Genomic DNA, 14,107 nt, shown 5'->3' on the forward strand with positions numbered 1-14,107 from the left:
TTTTTCCCTTTCCTTGCTGCATCGATATCGGAGCCTGTCCATGACGCTGATCCTGCTCAACGCCGACGTGCTTGTCACCATGGATGCCGGCCGGCGCGAGATCGCCGGCGGCGCGCTGGTCGCGCAGGGGCCCGCCGTCGAATGGGTGGGCGCCACCGCGGACCTGCCCGTGGCCTATCGCCGCCAGATCGACGAAGGCCGCGCCCAGGTGCTGGACATGCGCGGCCATGTGGTCATCCCCGGCCTGGTCAATACCCACCATCACATGTACCAGAGCCTGACGCGCGCGGTGCCCGCCGCGCAGGACGCGGAGCTGTTCGGCTGGCTGACCAGTCTCTACATGCTGTGGTCCCACCTGACGCCCGAGATGATCGATATCTCGACCCGTACCGCCATGGCGGAGCTGATGCTGTCCGGTTGCACCACCACCAGCGATCACCTCTACCTGTATCCGAACGGGGCGCGCCTGGACGATTCGATCGCTGCGGCGCAGGCCATGGGCATGCGCTTCCATGCGGCGCGTGGTTCCATGAGCGTCGGCCGCAGCCAGGGCGGCCTGCCGCCCGATGCGGTGGTCGAGGACGAAGCCGCCATCCTGCGCGACAGCCAGCGCCTGGTCGAGCAGTACCACGACGCGCAACGGCACGCCATGCTGCGGGTCGTGCTGGCGCCGTGCTCGCCGTTCTCCGTGTCGCGCGAGCTGATGCGCGAGTCGGCGCTGCTGGCGCGGCAGTACGGTGTGTCGCTGCATACGCACCTGGCGGAGAACGACAACGACATCGCCTACTCGCGCGAGAAGTTCGGCCTGACGCCGGCGCAATATGCGGAAGACCTCGGCTGGATCGGCCACGATGTGTGGCATGCGCATTGCGTGAAGCTGGATGAGGCTGGCATGGCGCTGTTCGCCCGCACCGGGACCGGCGTGGCCCATTGCCCTTGCTCGAACATGCGGCTCGCCTCCGGTATCGCGCCCGTGCGCGCCATGCGCGACATCGGCGTCAAGGTGGGGCTGGGCGTCGACGGCAGCGCCTCCAACGACGGCGCCCACATGCTCGGCGAGGCGCGCCAGGCGCTGCTGCTGCAGCGCGTGGGCTACGGCCCCGCGGCAATGAGTGCACGAGAGGCGTTGGAGATCGCCACGCTGGGCGGGGCCAGCGTGCTCAACCGTGACGACATCGGCGCGCTGGCGCCGGGCATGTCGGCCGACTTCGTCGCCTTTGACATGTCGGATGTGGGCTATGCCGGAGCAGGCCACGATCCGGTGGCGGCGCTGGTGTTCTGCACGCCGGGCAAGGTGTCGCTCAGCGTGATCCACGGCAAAGTGGTGGTGCGCGACGGCGAACTGCTGACAGTCGAGCTGCCGCGGGTGCTGGAGCGCCATCGCGCGCTGGCCCGCACGCTGTACGAGCGTGCCCGGCACGGCGGTGCCTGAGCTGCGGCTCGGGCGGTGGGCGGCACAGGGTGCTTCCGGCGCGCCTTGCGCACGTGATGTCCGCGCTTCTGCTGCGATGAAACCGCCAAGCCGGCGCGAGGAAGCGGAAGCGGTCCGCCGAAAGCGAAAATCGCCCGCCAAAAGCAAAAAACCGGAAGCGGCGAGGCTTCCGGTTTTTCTGGGAATTCGGTGGTGGGGCGTGAGTGACTCGAACACTCGACCTACGGATTAAGAGTCCGCTGCTCTACCAACTGAGCTAACACCCCCCGAAGAAGAACGAGATTCTATCAGCATTTTCAGATCTGTCAAATCTTTTTGCGTGATCCCTTTCGGCAAGGGGGCGAGCGCACCTTCTTTGCGGCGCTTGCGGCGTGCATTAGGCGCGGGTGCGCACGCCTGCGCCGGCAGCGCATGGCGCGGAACTCCCGGCGCTGCCGGTGGTCTTCCCGCACAGAGGGCATGGCTGGCGCGCGCTCACGATTTGCACGGAGCCATGTTAGGATGTTTGCTCACTTGCATATGGAGGGCTGTACCGATGGAAATCAAATTCCAAGAGCAAGAGCGCTACGACATCAATAACGAAGGCTTGCTGTTCCATGCCATTGTCAATGGCGAAAAGGTGACTTGCGTGGTGACGCGCGAGGCGCTGTGGGAAGGCTTCAGCGCCGATCAGGTGCTGTCGCTCGAAGAGGCATTCCGTGCCGGGCGCGAGACCATCGAGCGCGCTGCGGTCGTGCTGATCGAGCAGGGTGCCGCACAACCCATCGTGGTCAAGCGCGCCCACGTGGCACCGCTCTGAGGTGGCGTTGCCGCGGCCTGCCTTCCGGCCAGGCGCGCAGATTGCCGCGGACGCCCGCCTCGCTGTCAACCATCCCTTGCCTGATCGCTCCCTACCGGACCGTCGTCCAGCCTAGCGGCATTCCACGCAGCGTCCCAACCGTCATCCCTCAGTCCCGCTTCGCAGTTCCCGTGGCTCCTGCCGCCTGCGTGCCTGCACGCGGATCGTGCGGTTCGTTTTCCTGTCGTCCCTGACGCTTCGTTCCGAACGGCCGTCTTGCGGCTTCCGACGCGGCGATGCGTTCAAGGCCGCTCGGCGGTTTCCTCGCCGAAGCACATCAGCATCTCGTCGACGGCGGCATAGACCTTGGCGAGCCGATCGGCACCGATCAGTTGTTCCAGTTCACCGTAGCGGCGATCGATCAGGGGCTCCATTTCCGCGACCAGGTTCCGGCACAGGTCGGTCAGTGAAATCAACTGGCGGCGCTGGTCCGTGGTCGAGCGGGATCGATGGATCAGGCCGGCCTCTTCCATGCTGCTGAGCATGCGGGTCAGGCTCGGGCTGAGGATCAGGCAGGCATCGGCGAGCTGGTTGGGCTCCATCTCGCCTTGCTCGTTGAGCGTACGCATCAGGCGCCACTGCTGTTCGGTCACGCCATACTGGCGCAGGATCGGGCGGAAGCCGGCCATCAGGGTTTCGCGCGCTTGCAGCAGCAGGTGGGGGAGGTTGCGATGGCGGAAGGCGGCCGGTTTCATCCTGGGCTCTGGCATGGTCATCTTGGCGCTGTCGGGCGCGTGGGTCTGCGGGCAGTGTAGCGCAGCGGCGGCGCGGCATGCCCTGCCGTCCCGCCGTGGCGTATCAGCCGGCCAGCGTGGCCACCACCGGCGTATGGTCCGAGGGCTGTTCCCAGGTACGCGGCACGCGGTCGATCACGCAGGCGCTGCACTGGTCGGCCAGTGCCGGCGACAGCAGGATGTGGTCGATGCGCAGGCCGGCGTTGCGGCGGAAGCCGAGCATGCGGTAGTCCCACCAGGTGAAGCTCTTGTCCGGTTGCTCGAAGCGCCGGAATGCATCCGCCAGGCCCAGTTCGAGCAGGCCGCGGAAGGCGGCGCGTTCGGGCGGCGACACCAGGTTCTGGCCTTCCCACTTGGCGGGGTCGTGCACGTCGCGGTCTTCCGGCGCGATATTGAAGTCGCCCAGCAATGCCAGTCGCGGATGGCGCGTCAGCTCGTCCTTCAGCCAGGCCGTCAGCGCCTCCAGCCACTTCAGCTTGTAGACGAACTTGTCCGACTCGGGCGACTGGCCGTTGGGGAAGTAGGCACAGACCAGCCGCAGGTCGCCATAGGTGGCAGTGACCACGCGGCGCTGCTCATCCTCGAAGCCGGGAATATTGAGCAAGGTGTCGGTCGGCTCCGGCAGGCTGGCCGTGCGTGCCAGGATGGCGACACCGTTGTAGGTCTTCTGGCCGGTGTAGAGGCCACGGTAGCCGACTTGCGCCAGTTCCGCGGCCGGGAACTTGTCGTCGGGCAGCTTCAGTTCCTGCAGGCACAGCGCGTCGATCGGCGTACCGGCCTGTTCCTGCTCGGTCAGCCATTGCAGTACCTGGGGCAGGCGTACCTTCAGCGAGTTGACATTCCAGGTGGCAATGCGCATAGATTCTCGTGTCCTAGTCCGGATAAGGCCTTGGGGTAGGCGACCAAGGAAATCTCTTTCTGGCTACCCGGCTGGCTACCCGATTGGGTTTCGCTAGACTCTCGGCCCGCTCAGGAGGGCCTCAATGCTCTCCGCAGCGATGCCGCTCGAGCGCGGGCCGATCTTTACGAGGCGGAGTGTACCAGCGGCAACCGCGCGCCGGCAGCCGCTCCCTCAGGCCATGGTGCCTGGCGATGCCCCGAGGGGAAACTCCGCCAGGTGCCGCAGCTCGCCGCCGTCCATGGCGGCGACGGTCACGGTGTCGACGCGGCCGGGGATCTCGATGCCGGGGGTGTTGAGCCGGTCGCTGGCCAGCTTGGCCGTGGCGGGATCGGCGGTGCCGAGCGTGATGTGCGGGATGTAGGGCAGGTCGAGCCGCAGTGCGCCCGCCAGCGGCCCGCGGCACAGCGTGTCGTGCAGCCGCGAGAGTCCGCTGAAGCCCTGGTCGGGGACGAGATAGACATAGGCTCGTGCCGGGCCGTCTGCGGCCGGCATGGCATAGCGGCAGACAAAGTCGAGCGGGCGTGCCTGGCGGCAGACCGCCTCTACGTGTCGCAGGTAGGTCTCCGTGGCAATGCTGTCGCAGCCGAACACGAGCGTGAAGTGGGCCGGCAGCAGGGCGGCGTGCGGATCGTGGGCGCGGCGGAACGCCTCGATGCGGTGGCCGTCCTCGGGGTGAAGCCGGGGATAGGCAAGTGTGTAGAGCGTGGTCATGGTCGGGGCATGCGGTTGCGGGAAAGCCGGTGCAAGGTCCGGAACCCGTGCTGCAGCCAGCACAGCGTCACATCGCCATTGTCGATTGGGTTCTAAGATACAAGCAAGCCTGCGGCAGGCGGGCGGCATCGATGTGCACCAACGTGGGAGGAAATCTTGTCATGACAACCGTTGAGCGTTACATGGCGGGCATCTCCATCACCGGCGAGCGGATCGGCCTCGACCTGCACCCGGACATGGAGCCTGGCGGCGCGGGGGCCGGTGCGGTGCGCATCATTGCGACCGGTGCGCCCGAGGCGACGGCCCTGGATTGCTGGAGCGCGCTCGGGCATGCCGAGTCGCGCGGCACGTTCGGACCGCAGGAGATCCGCCTGGCGGGAGACGAACTGCTGTGCATGGCGGCGCGCGTGCCGGGCGTGCCGCAGTACCGCGAGGGATTTTCGCTGGCGCTGGAGCCCGGCATGGCGCAGGCGCTCGGCCAATGGCTGCCGCGCCTGCAGGGCGCCAGCGCGCTGGCCAAGGCGGTGCTGGCGCGCCTCGCCGAGCGGTCGGGGCGCGAAGCCTGGCCGCAGGAGGCGGAGCTCGTCGCTGAAGTGGTGTCGCGCCGGGTGCTGGACAGGCTGGCCGTCGACGATGCCTTCGCCATGGCGACGGATGCCGAGGGCGAGCGCTATTTCCCGCGGCGCGAGGCGATGTACGAGGCGCTGCACGACGCCCTTGTCCTGCAATGGCTCGAACAGGCGCTGGCGCCGCAGGACGCCGCCGCCCAGGCAGCGGCTTGAGCGTCCCGCGCGTTCTGCGCGTCCGGAATGGCGTGGCGGTGGCCCCTGTCGGGTTGGTGAGGATGGCGTCGGACTCGCCGCACCGGTTCAGGACCCAGACCCCAGCCCGGGCTGGGGTGGGCGACGAAGAGGCGGTCGTGCGTATCGATGGCCATGCCGTCCGGGCCGCTGGTCCCATCGACTTGCCCTTGCCCTTGCGCAGTGGCCCGGGCATGGACGGGAAGACGCGCAGTGGAATCTCCCGCGGCAGGGCGCTGAAATACTTGGAGGGCCTGGTCCACTGAATCGCTGAGACCGGTCGGTGCCTGCCACGCCGGGCGGGTGCATCGCGCGGTGGCAAAGGCTCGCCATGGCCGGGCTAGGGCTGCGCTTTGCGCCTGGCACCGATTCCCGCCTGGCATTTCCTTCCTCCCCACTCCAATGATCCAATGATCCAATTGCCTGGGCGGGATGGCCGGTGCCGGGAGGAAGATGCCGCGTCGGCGCACAAGGGGGGGGCAGGCGGGCCGCAGGGCAGTTTGTTCTGGCTGCGGCGGCCGGACAAGAAATACAGGGCGGCCCGGGTCTCCCCGGCGCCGCCCTGTGCGTAGCCGATGGCGGCGGTCCCGGCGCGGGATACCGCCGCGGTCAGCCGGTCAGGCCGCCATGCCGCCGTGGCGCAGCAGCGCGTCGATCTGCGGCTCGCGGCCGCGGAAGGCGATGAAGGACTCCATGGCCGGCCGGCTGCCGCCGACGGCCAGGATCTCGCGGCGGTAGCGCGCGCCGGTCTCGTTGTCCAGCACGCTGCCCGAGAGCTTGCCGGCCTCCTCGAAGGCGGCATAGACATCGGCCGACAGCACTTCTGCCCACTTGTAGCTGTAGTAGCCGGCCGCGTAGCCACCGGCGAAGATATGGCTGAAGGTGTTGGGCCAGCGCGAAAGCGGGTGCTGCGGCACCACGTGCACGCGGTCGTTGATTTCACGCGACAGTGCCAGCACGGACGTCTCGCCTTGCGGGTCGTAGTCGGTGTGCAGGTGCATGTCGAAAGACGAGAAGACGATCTGGCGCAGCGTCATCATGCCGTTCTGGAAGTTCTTGGCGGCCAGCATGCGGTCGAACAGCACGCGCGGCAGCGGCGCGCCGCTTTCGGCGTGCGCGCTCATGTCGGCCAGGACCTCGTACTCCCAGCAGAAGTTCTCCATGAACTGCGACGGCAGCTCGACCGCGTCCCACTCGACGCCGTTGATGCCTGACACGCCGAGTTCGTCCACCTGGGTCAGCATGTGGTGCAGGCCATGGCCGAACTCGTGGAACAGCGTGATCACCTCGTCGTGGGTGAACAGCGCCGGCTTGTCGCCGACCGGTGCCGAGAAGTTGCAGGTCAGGTAGGCGACCGGGGTCTGCAGGCCGTTGTCGGCGAGGCGCTTGCGGCCGCGCGCGTCGTCCATCCAGGCGCCGCCGCGCTTGCCTTCGCGTGCGTAGAGGTCGATGTAGAACTGCGCCAGCAGCTCGCCCTGGGCCGAGGTGACGCGGAAGAAGCGCACGTCCGGATGCCAGGTCTGTGCCTGCTCGGCGGCGATGCGCACGCCGAACAGCTTCTCGGCGACGCCGAACAGGCCCTGCAGCACCTTGTGCTCGGGCAGGTACTGCTTGACCTCGTGTTCGGAGAAGGCGTAGCGCTGCTGCCGCAGCTTTTCCGAGGCGTAGGCCACGTCCCAGGGCTGCAGCGCGGCCAGGCCGAGCTCCTTGGCGGCGAAATCCTGCAATTCCGCCCAGTCGCGCTCGGCGAAGGGGCGGGCCTTGGCCGCCAGTTCATCGAGAAAGCGCAATACGTCGGCAGGCGATTGCGCCATCTTCGGCACCAGCGAGACCTCGCCGTAGTTCCGGTAGCCGAGCATGCGCGCCTCTTCGCCGCGCAGCGCGAGCTGCTGGCGCATATTGCCGGTGTTGTCCCACTGGGCCTGACCGTTGCCGTATTGCGCACCCAGTTCCGAGGCACGGGTGACGTTGGCCTCGTACAGGGTCTGCCGCAGCGCGCGGTCATCCGCGTACTGCAGCACCGGGAAGTAGGAAGGGAAGTGCAGCGTGAACTTCCAGCCGTCCTTGCCGTCCTTGCCGGCGGCCAGGCGGGCCGCTTCGCGCACGTCCTCGGGCAGGCCCTGCAGCCGCTCGGCATCGTCTACGTAGAGCGCGTAGGCGTTGGTGGCATCCAGCACGTGATCGGAGAAGTCCTTCGACAGCCGGGCCTGCTCCTCCTGGATTTCGGCAAAGCGCGGTTTCTGCGCCTCCGGCAGTTCCGCGCCGCCCAGGCGGAAGCCGCGCAGTTCGTTCTCCATCAGTTGGCGCCGCGCGGCATTCATCTGCGCGAAGGCTTCGCTCTGCGAGAGCGCCTTGTACTTCTCGAACAGCGCCAGGCTCTGGCCGAGCGAGGACCAGAATTCGGTCATGCGCGGCAGGTTGTCAGCGTGCGCCTTGCGCAGCTCGGGCGAATCCGCCACGGCGCTCAGGTGGCCGACCACGCCCCAGGCGCGGCCCAGCGGCTCGGTGGCGGCTTCCAGGGCCGTGACGGCCTCTTCCCAGGTGGCCGGCGTGGCCGGGTCCTCGGCGCGCGCGACGGCCGCCTCGGCAGCCTGCAGCAGGATGTCCAGCGCAGGCGTGATGTGCTCGGGGCGGATTTCGGCGAAGCGCGGCAGGCCGCTGAAGTCGAGCAGCGGGTTGGCGTTGGCTTGGGAGGCTTGGTCCATGGCGGTTCTCTGGTTGGCGGGCCCGGGCGTCAGGCAGTCAGGCGATATCCGGCAGATGGGGGCGGTGCGCCGCATTTCCACCCCCGGATGTGGCGGGTGCGGCGCAGGCGGCGCGGCGGGGTCAGCCGGCGGCGCGCTCGGCGGCCTCCAGGGTGTTGACCAGCAGCATGGTGATGGTCATCGGGCCCACGCCGCCCGGTACCGGCGTGATGTATCCGGCGACTTCCTTGACCCCGGCGAAGTCCACGTCGCCGCACAGCTTGCCGTTGTCGTCGCGGTTCATGCCGACGTCGATCACCACGGCGCCAGGCTTGACCATGTCGGCGGTGAGGATGTTGCGCCTGCCCACCGCGGCTACGATCACGTCGGCATCGCGGGTGTGGGCGGCCAGGTCGCGCGTCTTGCTGTTGCAGATGGTCACGGTGGCGCCGGCCTGCAGCAGCAGCATGGCCATCGGCTTGCCGACGATGTTGGAGGCGCCGACCACGACCGCGCGGGCGCCGCGCAGCGGGTACTGGACCGACTCCAGCATCTTCATGCAGCCGTAGGGCGTGCAGGGGCGGAACAGCGGCGCGCCGGTCATCAGCGCGCCGGCGTTGGCCACGTGGAAGCCGTCGACGTCCTTCTCGGGAGCGATCGCCTCCAGCACCTTATGGCTGTCGATGTGCTTGGGCAGCGGCAGCTGCACCAGGATGCCGTGGATCTGCGGGTCGCGGTTGAGCTGTGCGATGCGGTCCAGCAGCTCGGCCTCGGACAGGTCGGCGGGGTAGCGGTCCAGCGAGGAATGGAAGCCGTTGTCCTCGCACGCCTTGACCTTGTTGCGCACGTAGACCTGACTGGCGGGATCCTCGCCCACCAGCACCACGGCGAGGCCGGGGCGGTGGCCGCGTGCGGTCAGGCGGGCGGCGCGCTCGGCGGCTTCGGAACGGATTTGTTTGGCAAGCGCGTTGCCGTCGATCAATTGGGCGGACATGGGGAAAGCGATGGAGGGGTAGGGAAAGCGATGCGAAAGCCGAATTATAAGGTCTGGCCGGCACCGGGCACCTGCGCGCGTGGCGGCGTGGTGCGCCGGGCAGCTCGCCGCGCCGCGCCGCGCGGCGACACGCGGGCGCCGCCGGCCGACCGGGCGGGAGGCGTCCGCCTTCCTCGGTCCGGAGGGCGTCGGCTGCCGCGCTCAGTCCCAGAGGCAGCGGAAGGCGGCGGCGGCGATCACCGGGACGGTGATCACGAGCGGGATCTCGAAGAATGGCACTTCAAGGTCGACCGTCCAGGAGTAGATCAGCCAGCCGACGCCCACGGCCAGCGTGACGAGGCCGATGAGCGCGGCGATGGCGTTCAGGGCGCGGTCGGAGGGGCGCCAGTGCGCCCGCTCCTCCTTGGGGGACAGGGTCTTCATCGCATCTCCCGTGCGTGGCGTGTGGCCGTCGGCCTCGCCACATCGATGTCTTTATTCTAGTGAGTGCACGGGGTCCTGGAAATGATGGGCGCTTGGAAGGAGGCGGGTGATTCATGCGCATCTTTTGTGCGGTGCGCCGCCGGAGATCCGGGTGGGCGGGCTTGATCCGGTGCAAGTGCGGCCATCCCGGCCGCTGCTAGCATGGCGGCATGCCCGCCACCCTCCCATTTCTGCTGCCCGTCCTGTCGCTCGCCGGTCTTGCCTGGGCCGTGTGGCAGCGGCCGTGGCGCCCGCTGGCGCACGATGACCTGCAGCATGGCTGGCTGGGCGCCCTCGTGCTGACGGCATTGTTATGGACCGTGCGTGCCACGCTGCCGGGCGGGCTGGTGCTCCAGTTGACCGGCGCCGCGCTGCTGACGACCTTGTTCGGCCTGCCGCTGGCGCTGCTGTCGCTGTTCGCGGTCGACGTCATCTCGTTGCTGGGACTGGCTTTCCTGGCCGGCAGCGGCTGGCAGGAAATCGGCTGGGCGGCGCTGTGGCCGCGCTTCGTCTGGATGGGCCTGGCGCCAGCGCTGCTGGCGGCGGTGCTGCAGGCGGCGATGCGGCGCTGGCTGCCACACCACCCCTTCATCTTCATTCTCGGCCACGGCTATTTCAGCGCGGGCCTGGCGGCGCTCGGCGCGGGGGTCGCGCAGGCCTTGTGGCGCGAGTGGGGCGGGGCGCGCGGTGTGGTGCCCCTGGCGGATGTCCTGACCGGGCTGCTCGTGCTGGCCTTCGGCGAGGCCTTCCTGAGCGGGATGCTGGTCGCGGTATTCGTGGTCTATCGCCCGCAATGGGTGCTGACTTTCCTCGATGAGGACTATCTGCGCCGCTGAGCCTGCGCCGGGCCGGCAGCTGGCGCGGCCCCGGGGCTTGCGGTTCAGGCGATGCGCCTCAGCTGTTGCGCGACAGCGCCAGGCGCAGCAGGTCGGCCACCGTGTTGACGTTGAGCTTCTCCATGATGTTGGCGCGGTGCGCCTCGACGGTCTTGATGGAGATGCCCAGGTCATCGGCGATCTGCTTGTTCAGGCGGCCCGCCACGATGCGTTCCAGCACCTGCTGCTCACGCGTGGTCAGCTTGCCCAGCAGGTCCTTGGCGGCGCGCTGCTCGCGCGCGACGGAGTGGTCGCTGCGCGCTTTCTGCAGCATGCGCTCGACCAGCGCGCGCAGTTCGGCCTCATCGAAGGGCTTCTCGATGAAGTCGATCGCGCCCTTCTTCATCGTCGACACGGCCATCGGCACGTCGCCGTGGCCGGTGATGAAGACGATCGGAATGTTGATGTTCTCGGCGATCATCCGTTCCTGCAGCTCCGGGCCGCTCATGCCCGGCATGCGTACGTCGAGGATCAGGCAGGAGACCTGGCCGGCGTCGTAGGCGGCGAGGAATTGTTCGGCGCTGCTGAAACTGCGAACCTGGTAGCCATTGCCCTCCAGCAGCCAGGTGAGCGAGTCGCGCATCGCTTCATCGTCGTCGACGATGAAGACGGTCTCGCCGCGGTGGGAGGTGGGGTTTGGCGTTGCGGTCATGAAGTCTCCTGGGACAACGAAGTCGTAGCTGCCAAGTGTAAACGCCCTTGGCGCCGGATGGCAGCTGATGGCGGCTGATGGCAGCGCATCGCGGGCGTCGCTCCACCCCCGAGGGGCGGGAGGACTTACTGCTCGGTCAGCCCGGGATGCATCGGCAGCGTGATTTTAAACGTACAACCGATGCCATCCGCATTGTTTTCCACCCACAGGCGGCCCTGGTGCGACTCGATGATGGAGCGGCAGATATTGAGGCCCATGCCCATGCCATCCGACTTGGTGCTGAAGAAGGGCTCGAACAGGCGCTCCTTGGTCGCCTCGTCCACGCCCGGCCCCTGGTCGATCACGTCGATGTGCACGTTCTGGCCGAGGTCGCCCTGCTCGATGCGGGCGTGCAGGCGCACCACGCCGGTGGCACGCATGGCCGGCAGGCCCGACATGGCCTCGACCGCGTTCTTCAGCAGGTTGACCAGTACCTGCTCGATCAGCACCGGGTCCACGTAAAGCAGCACCGGTGGCGCCGGCAGGCGGGTCAGGATGGTGACGCGGCGGCGCGTGGCCTCCAGGTCGGCCAGCCCGACCGCGTCGGCCACGATCTCGTGCAGGGCGGCCTCGCGGCGCTGCGGCTGGCTGCGCTTCACGAAGCCGCGGATGCGGCTGATGATGGTGCCGGCCCGCACCGCCTGGGCCGAGGTTTTCTCCAGGATGGGGATCAGGTCTTCCGGCGTGCTGCGGCCCGAGTGCAGGCGCGCGACCGCGCCCATGCAGTAGTTGTTGATGGCCGCCAGCGGCTGGTTCAGCTCGTGCGCCAGCGAGGAGGCCATCTCGCCCATGGTGGTCAGGCGGCTGGTGAACTGCAGCCGCTCCTCGTGCTGGCGCGCCATCTCCTCGGCGGCCTTGCGCACCGTGATGTCGGTGGCGATCTGCATCTGCGCCAGGTGGCCATCCACCCACTGGATATAGCGGCGGCGCACCTCGAACCACTTCTGCATGGCCGGCACGAAGATCTCGCGCGCATCGGAGCTGTAGGGCATCAGCTCCGAGGCGGGCAGGCCGGCGTAACCGTCGACGTGGTCGGTGTGGTCGCCCGATACCTGTTCCTTGTCCACCTCGTCGCCGGCCAGCTTGAGGTGGCCGTCGGCGTCCCAGCCGAACAGTTGGCGGTAGTAGCGATTGGCGAACAGCAGTTCGGGACGGTCGGTGGCCAGCACCGAGACCGCCGCGTCCAGGCTTTCCAGCACGGTGGTGAAGCGGTCGTGGGCGGCGGCGAGTTCCTCGCGCGCGCGCTTGGGCTCGGTGATGTCCGTCATCGAGCTCATCCAGCCGGTATGGCGGCCGCGGCTGTCCACCAGCGGCGAGACGTACATGCGGGCGAAGAAGCTGCTGCCGTCGCGCCGCATCACGCGCATTTCGTAGCCGCCGGCCGGGGACTTGCCCTGCAGCGTCAGGTCGATCTGCTTCTGCATCTCCGGCTGGTCGTTGGCGGGCCAGTAGGGGAAGGGCGGCAGGCGGCCGACGAGGTCGCCTTCCTGCCAGCCGGTCATGCGGCAGAAGGCGGGGTTGACGTAGGTGATGCGGCCTTTCAGGTCGAGCGCGCGCAGGCCGATCAGCATCGAGTTTTCCATCGCGCGGCGGAACGAGGTCTCGGCCAGCAGCGCGCGCTGTGCCTCGGAGCGGCGGCTGGTGTGGCGCCACATGCTCCACAGGCTCCACAGCAGGAAACAGGACAGCCCGACCACCAGCCACAGCAGCATATTGTTGGGCAGGTTGGAGGGCGGCGGATAGGCGTCGGCGCGCAGCGACAGCGAATGGCCGGGCGGATCCAGCAGGACCTCGTAGGACAGCGCATTGCCGGGAACCGGGCGCAGTGAGGTGCTGGCGCGCACCAGGTTGTTCTTGTCGATCAGCGAGAAGCGGTAGCGTTCGGTCAGCTCCGGCGGCAGCAGGTGGGTCAGGATGCCGTTGATGGAGTACAGCGCGCCGAGCGTGCCGAGGAACTCGTTATCGCGCACGATCGGCACCTCCATCAGCATGAAGCTGTCGCCGCGGTCGTTGACCAGCGGGCGCGAGTAGACCACGCGCTGCGTCTCGCGCGCGGCGTCGAAGGTGTCGAGGACTTCCGGCTCGAGCGGCTGGTCCTGCGTCTCGCGCAGGCGGTTGGCGAACTCCGAGGTGGACGGCAGCGACCAGCGGCTGCGCCGCGTGGCGTCGAGCCAGTTGATGAAGACCACTTCCGGGTTTTCGCGCAGGATCTCCTGCGCGGCGGTGCGGTAGGCGCCCTGGTCGAGCTGGGCGGCGGCGATGTCGCGGGCCAGCGAGGCCAGCTGGTCCTGGTTGCTCAGCAGCGACAGGCGCACGCGCTGCTGCGCCCAGGCTGCGTCGCGGTAGAGGGCGTCGCGCTGCTGCTGGCGCTCGGTCTCGTGCAGCGACCACAGGATGACGCCCATGGCCACGGTGAACAGCACGATGGCCACCAGCGGGATGAACATGAACCAGCTGGTCGCGACCAGGTTGCGCCAGCGCAGCCACCACAGGCTGCGCGGCGGCGGGCTTGCCGCGATGGCGTCATCGGCCGGGCCCAGGCTGTCGAGCGGCGCCATGCCGCCGCCCGCTGAGGGCGGCCCGCTGGATTGCGCCTGGGCCGGGCCGGAAGCGGAAGGAGGGAGGGCGGCGGCGCGCAGGCCATGCAGGAGGCGGGCGAGGAACGACATGACGGGATTGACGGCTGACGGGCCAGTGTAGCGGGAATATTGCAGTGCGTCGCTTGGGGAAAGCGCCTATGAAGGCGCCGGCCGCCTGGTGCCGCCGCGCCATGCCGGCGGTGGCCGGCGTGGTGTCGGGCGGGGCGCCGCTGCCAGAGCGTAGGGCGACGATGTGGGCGGGAACGGAGTGGCTTGTGGTGCGTTGCGTCAATATTTCACATTATAAGAAACGATACCGTAATTTGAAAATTCCGCTTGTGCTGCGCATGCAGCTTCCATAGAATCGGTCGCACCGAACAACGAGGGCGGGAAAGCCACGCGCCAG

At 68.2% G+C, this 14,107-nt stretch carries 12 protein-coding genes and 1 tRNA gene; 4 read left to right on the forward strand and 9 right to left on the reverse strand.

Annotated elements, in window-relative coordinates; genetic code table 11:
* Positions 1 to 40: 40 nt before the first annotated feature.
* Complete coding sequence (locus tag BKK79_RS19095; protein ID WP_071013554.1) at positions 41 to 1,432, forward strand: 8-oxoguanine deaminase; 1,392 nt, start codon at positions 41 to 43, stop codon at positions 1,430 to 1,432.
* A 190-nt stretch (positions 1,433 to 1,622) separates the two neighbouring features.
* Here the strand turns inward: BKK79_RS19095 and BKK79_RS19100 are convergent.
* Positions 1,623 to 1,698 (reverse strand) — tRNA-Lys (locus BKK79_RS19100).
* 269 nt (positions 1,699 to 1,967) lie between these two features.
* Between BKK79_RS19100 and BKK79_RS19105 the strand changes: the two genes are divergently transcribed.
* Positions 1,968 to 2,231, forward strand: coding sequence for a DUF1488 domain-containing protein (locus BKK79_RS19105; RefSeq protein WP_071013551.1), 264 nt, complete (start codon positions 1,968 to 1,970; stop codon positions 2,229 to 2,231).
* A 281-nt stretch (positions 2,232 to 2,512) separates the two neighbouring features.
* Here the strand turns inward: BKK79_RS19105 and hpaR are convergent, their stop codons facing one another.
* The 3 genes from hpaR to BKK79_RS19120 all read right to left on the reverse strand — a co-directional run bounded on the left by hpaR (position 2,513) and on the right by BKK79_RS19120 (position 4,616).
* Positions 2,513 to 2,965: a homoprotocatechuate degradation operon regulator HpaR gene (gene hpaR, locus BKK79_RS19110; RefSeq protein WP_071038245.1), complete on the reverse strand. Its 453-nt coding sequence runs from the start codon at positions 2,963 to 2,965 to the stop codon at positions 2,513 to 2,515.
* A gap of 103 nt (positions 2,966 to 3,068) precedes the next feature.
* Positions 3,069 to 3,863, reverse strand: coding sequence for an exodeoxyribonuclease III (gene xth / locus BKK79_RS19115; RefSeq protein WP_071013546.1), 795 nt, complete (start codon positions 3,861 to 3,863; stop codon positions 3,069 to 3,071).
* 213 nt (positions 3,864 to 4,076) lie between these two features.
* The gene (locus tag BKK79_RS19120; protein WP_071038246.1) at positions 4,077 to 4,616 is read right to left on the reverse strand and encodes a 2'-5' RNA ligase family protein; all 540 of its coding nucleotides are present in this window, start codon (positions 4,614 to 4,616) and stop codon (positions 4,077 to 4,079) included.
* 161 nt (positions 4,617 to 4,777) lie between these two features.
* On the opposite strand from BKK79_RS19120, the gene BKK79_RS41140 reads away from it, so the two are divergent.
* A complete protein-coding gene (locus tag BKK79_RS41140; RefSeq protein ID WP_198173291.1) occupies positions 4,778 to 5,398 on the forward strand; it encodes a hypothetical protein in 621 nt (206 codons plus the stop codon).
* A 635-nt stretch (positions 5,399 to 6,033) separates the two neighbouring features.
* Here BKK79_RS41140 and BKK79_RS19135 read toward each other — a convergent pair.
* From BKK79_RS19135 to BKK79_RS19145, 3 genes are all read right to left on the reverse strand, one after another.
* Positions 6,034 to 8,121 carry a M3 family metallopeptidase gene (locus BKK79_RS19135; protein WP_071013535.1) on the reverse strand — a complete coding sequence of 696 codons (2,088 nt, stop codon included), beginning with the start codon at positions 8,119 to 8,121 and terminating at the stop codon, positions 6,034 to 6,036.
* A 121-nt stretch (positions 8,122 to 8,242) separates the two neighbouring features.
* A complete protein-coding gene (folD, locus tag BKK79_RS19140) occupies positions 8,243 to 9,094 on the reverse strand; it encodes a bifunctional methylenetetrahydrofolate dehydrogenase/methenyltetrahydrofolate cyclohydrolase FolD (protein ID WP_071013533.1) in 852 nt (283 codons plus the stop codon).
* A gap of 201 nt (positions 9,095 to 9,295) precedes the next feature.
* The gene (locus BKK79_RS19145) at positions 9,296 to 9,517 is read right to left on the reverse strand and encodes a hypothetical protein (protein WP_071013530.1); all 222 of its coding nucleotides are present in this window, start codon (positions 9,515 to 9,517) and stop codon (positions 9,296 to 9,298) included.
* Between the two features lie 209 nt (positions 9,518 to 9,726).
* Here BKK79_RS19145 and BKK79_RS19150 point away from each other — a divergent pair, with 209 nt between their 5' ends.
* Positions 9,727 to 10,392, forward strand: a complete 666-nt coding sequence (locus tag BKK79_RS19150; RefSeq protein WP_071038249.1) for an energy-coupling factor ABC transporter permease — start codon at positions 9,727 to 9,729, stop codon at positions 10,390 to 10,392.
* A gap of 58 nt (positions 10,393 to 10,450) precedes the next feature.
* On the opposite strand, the gene BKK79_RS19155 is transcribed toward BKK79_RS19150, so the two are convergent.
* Together BKK79_RS19155 and BKK79_RS19160 are read right to left on the reverse strand one after the other, a co-directional pair.
* Positions 10,451 to 11,083 carry a response regulator transcription factor gene (locus tag BKK79_RS19155; RefSeq protein WP_071013525.1) on the reverse strand — a complete coding sequence of 211 codons (633 nt, stop codon included), beginning with the start codon at positions 11,081 to 11,083 and terminating at the stop codon, positions 10,451 to 10,453.
* Between the two features lie 125 nt (positions 11,084 to 11,208).
* A complete protein-coding gene (locus BKK79_RS19160) occupies positions 11,209 to 13,791 on the reverse strand; it encodes a PAS domain S-box protein (protein ID WP_071038250.1) in 2,583 nt (860 codons plus the stop codon).
* Positions 13,792 to 14,107 lie beyond the last annotated feature (316 nt).

The organism is Cupriavidus sp. USMAA2-4, from assembly GCF_001854305.1.
Classification (GTDB): Bacteria; Pseudomonadota; Gammaproteobacteria; order Burkholderiales; family Burkholderiaceae; genus Cupriavidus; species Cupriavidus malaysiensis.

Coding starts and splice junctions, on each gene's coding strand:
- BKK79_RS19120 (WP_071038246.1), bottom strand. CDS start 4,616: ATGACCACGCTCTACACACTTGCCTATCCCCGGCTTCACCCCGAGGAC.
- BKK79_RS41140 (WP_198173291.1), top strand. CDS start 4,778: ATGACAACCGTTGAGCGTTACATGGCGGGCATCTCCATCACCGGCGAG.
- xth (WP_071013546.1), bottom strand. CDS start 3,863: ATGCGCATTGCCACCTGGAATGTCAACTCGCTGAAGGTACGCCTGCCC.
- BKK79_RS19135 (WP_071013535.1), bottom strand. CDS start 8,121: ATGGACCAAGCCTCCCAAGCCAACGCCAACCCGCTGCTCGACTTCAGC.
- BKK79_RS19160 (WP_071038250.1), bottom strand. CDS start 13,791: ATGTCGTTCCTCGCCCGCCTCCTGCATGGCCTGCGCGCCGCCGCCCTC.
- folD (WP_071013533.1), bottom strand. CDS start 9,094: ATGTCCGCCCAATTGATCGACGGCAACGCGCTTGCCAAACAAATCCGT.
- BKK79_RS19150 (WP_071038249.1), top strand. CDS start 9,727: ATGCCCGCCACCCTCCCATTTCTGCTGCCCGTCCTGTCGCTCGCCGGT.
- BKK79_RS19155 (WP_071013525.1), bottom strand. CDS start 11,083: ATGACCGCAACGCCAAACCCCACCTCCCACCGCGGCGAGACCGTCTTC.
- BKK79_RS19105 (WP_071013551.1), top strand. CDS start 1,968: ATGGAAATCAAATTCCAAGAGCAAGAGCGCTACGACATCAATAACGAA.
- BKK79_RS19145 (WP_071013530.1), bottom strand. CDS start 9,517: ATGAAGACCCTGTCCCCCAAGGAGGAGCGGGCGCACTGGCGCCCCTCC.
- BKK79_RS19095 (WP_071013554.1), top strand. CDS start 41: ATGACGCTGATCCTGCTCAACGCCGACGTGCTTGTCACCATGGATGCC.
- hpaR (WP_071038245.1), bottom strand. CDS start 2,965: ATGAAACCGGCCGCCTTCCGCCATCGCAACCTCCCCCACCTGCTGCTG.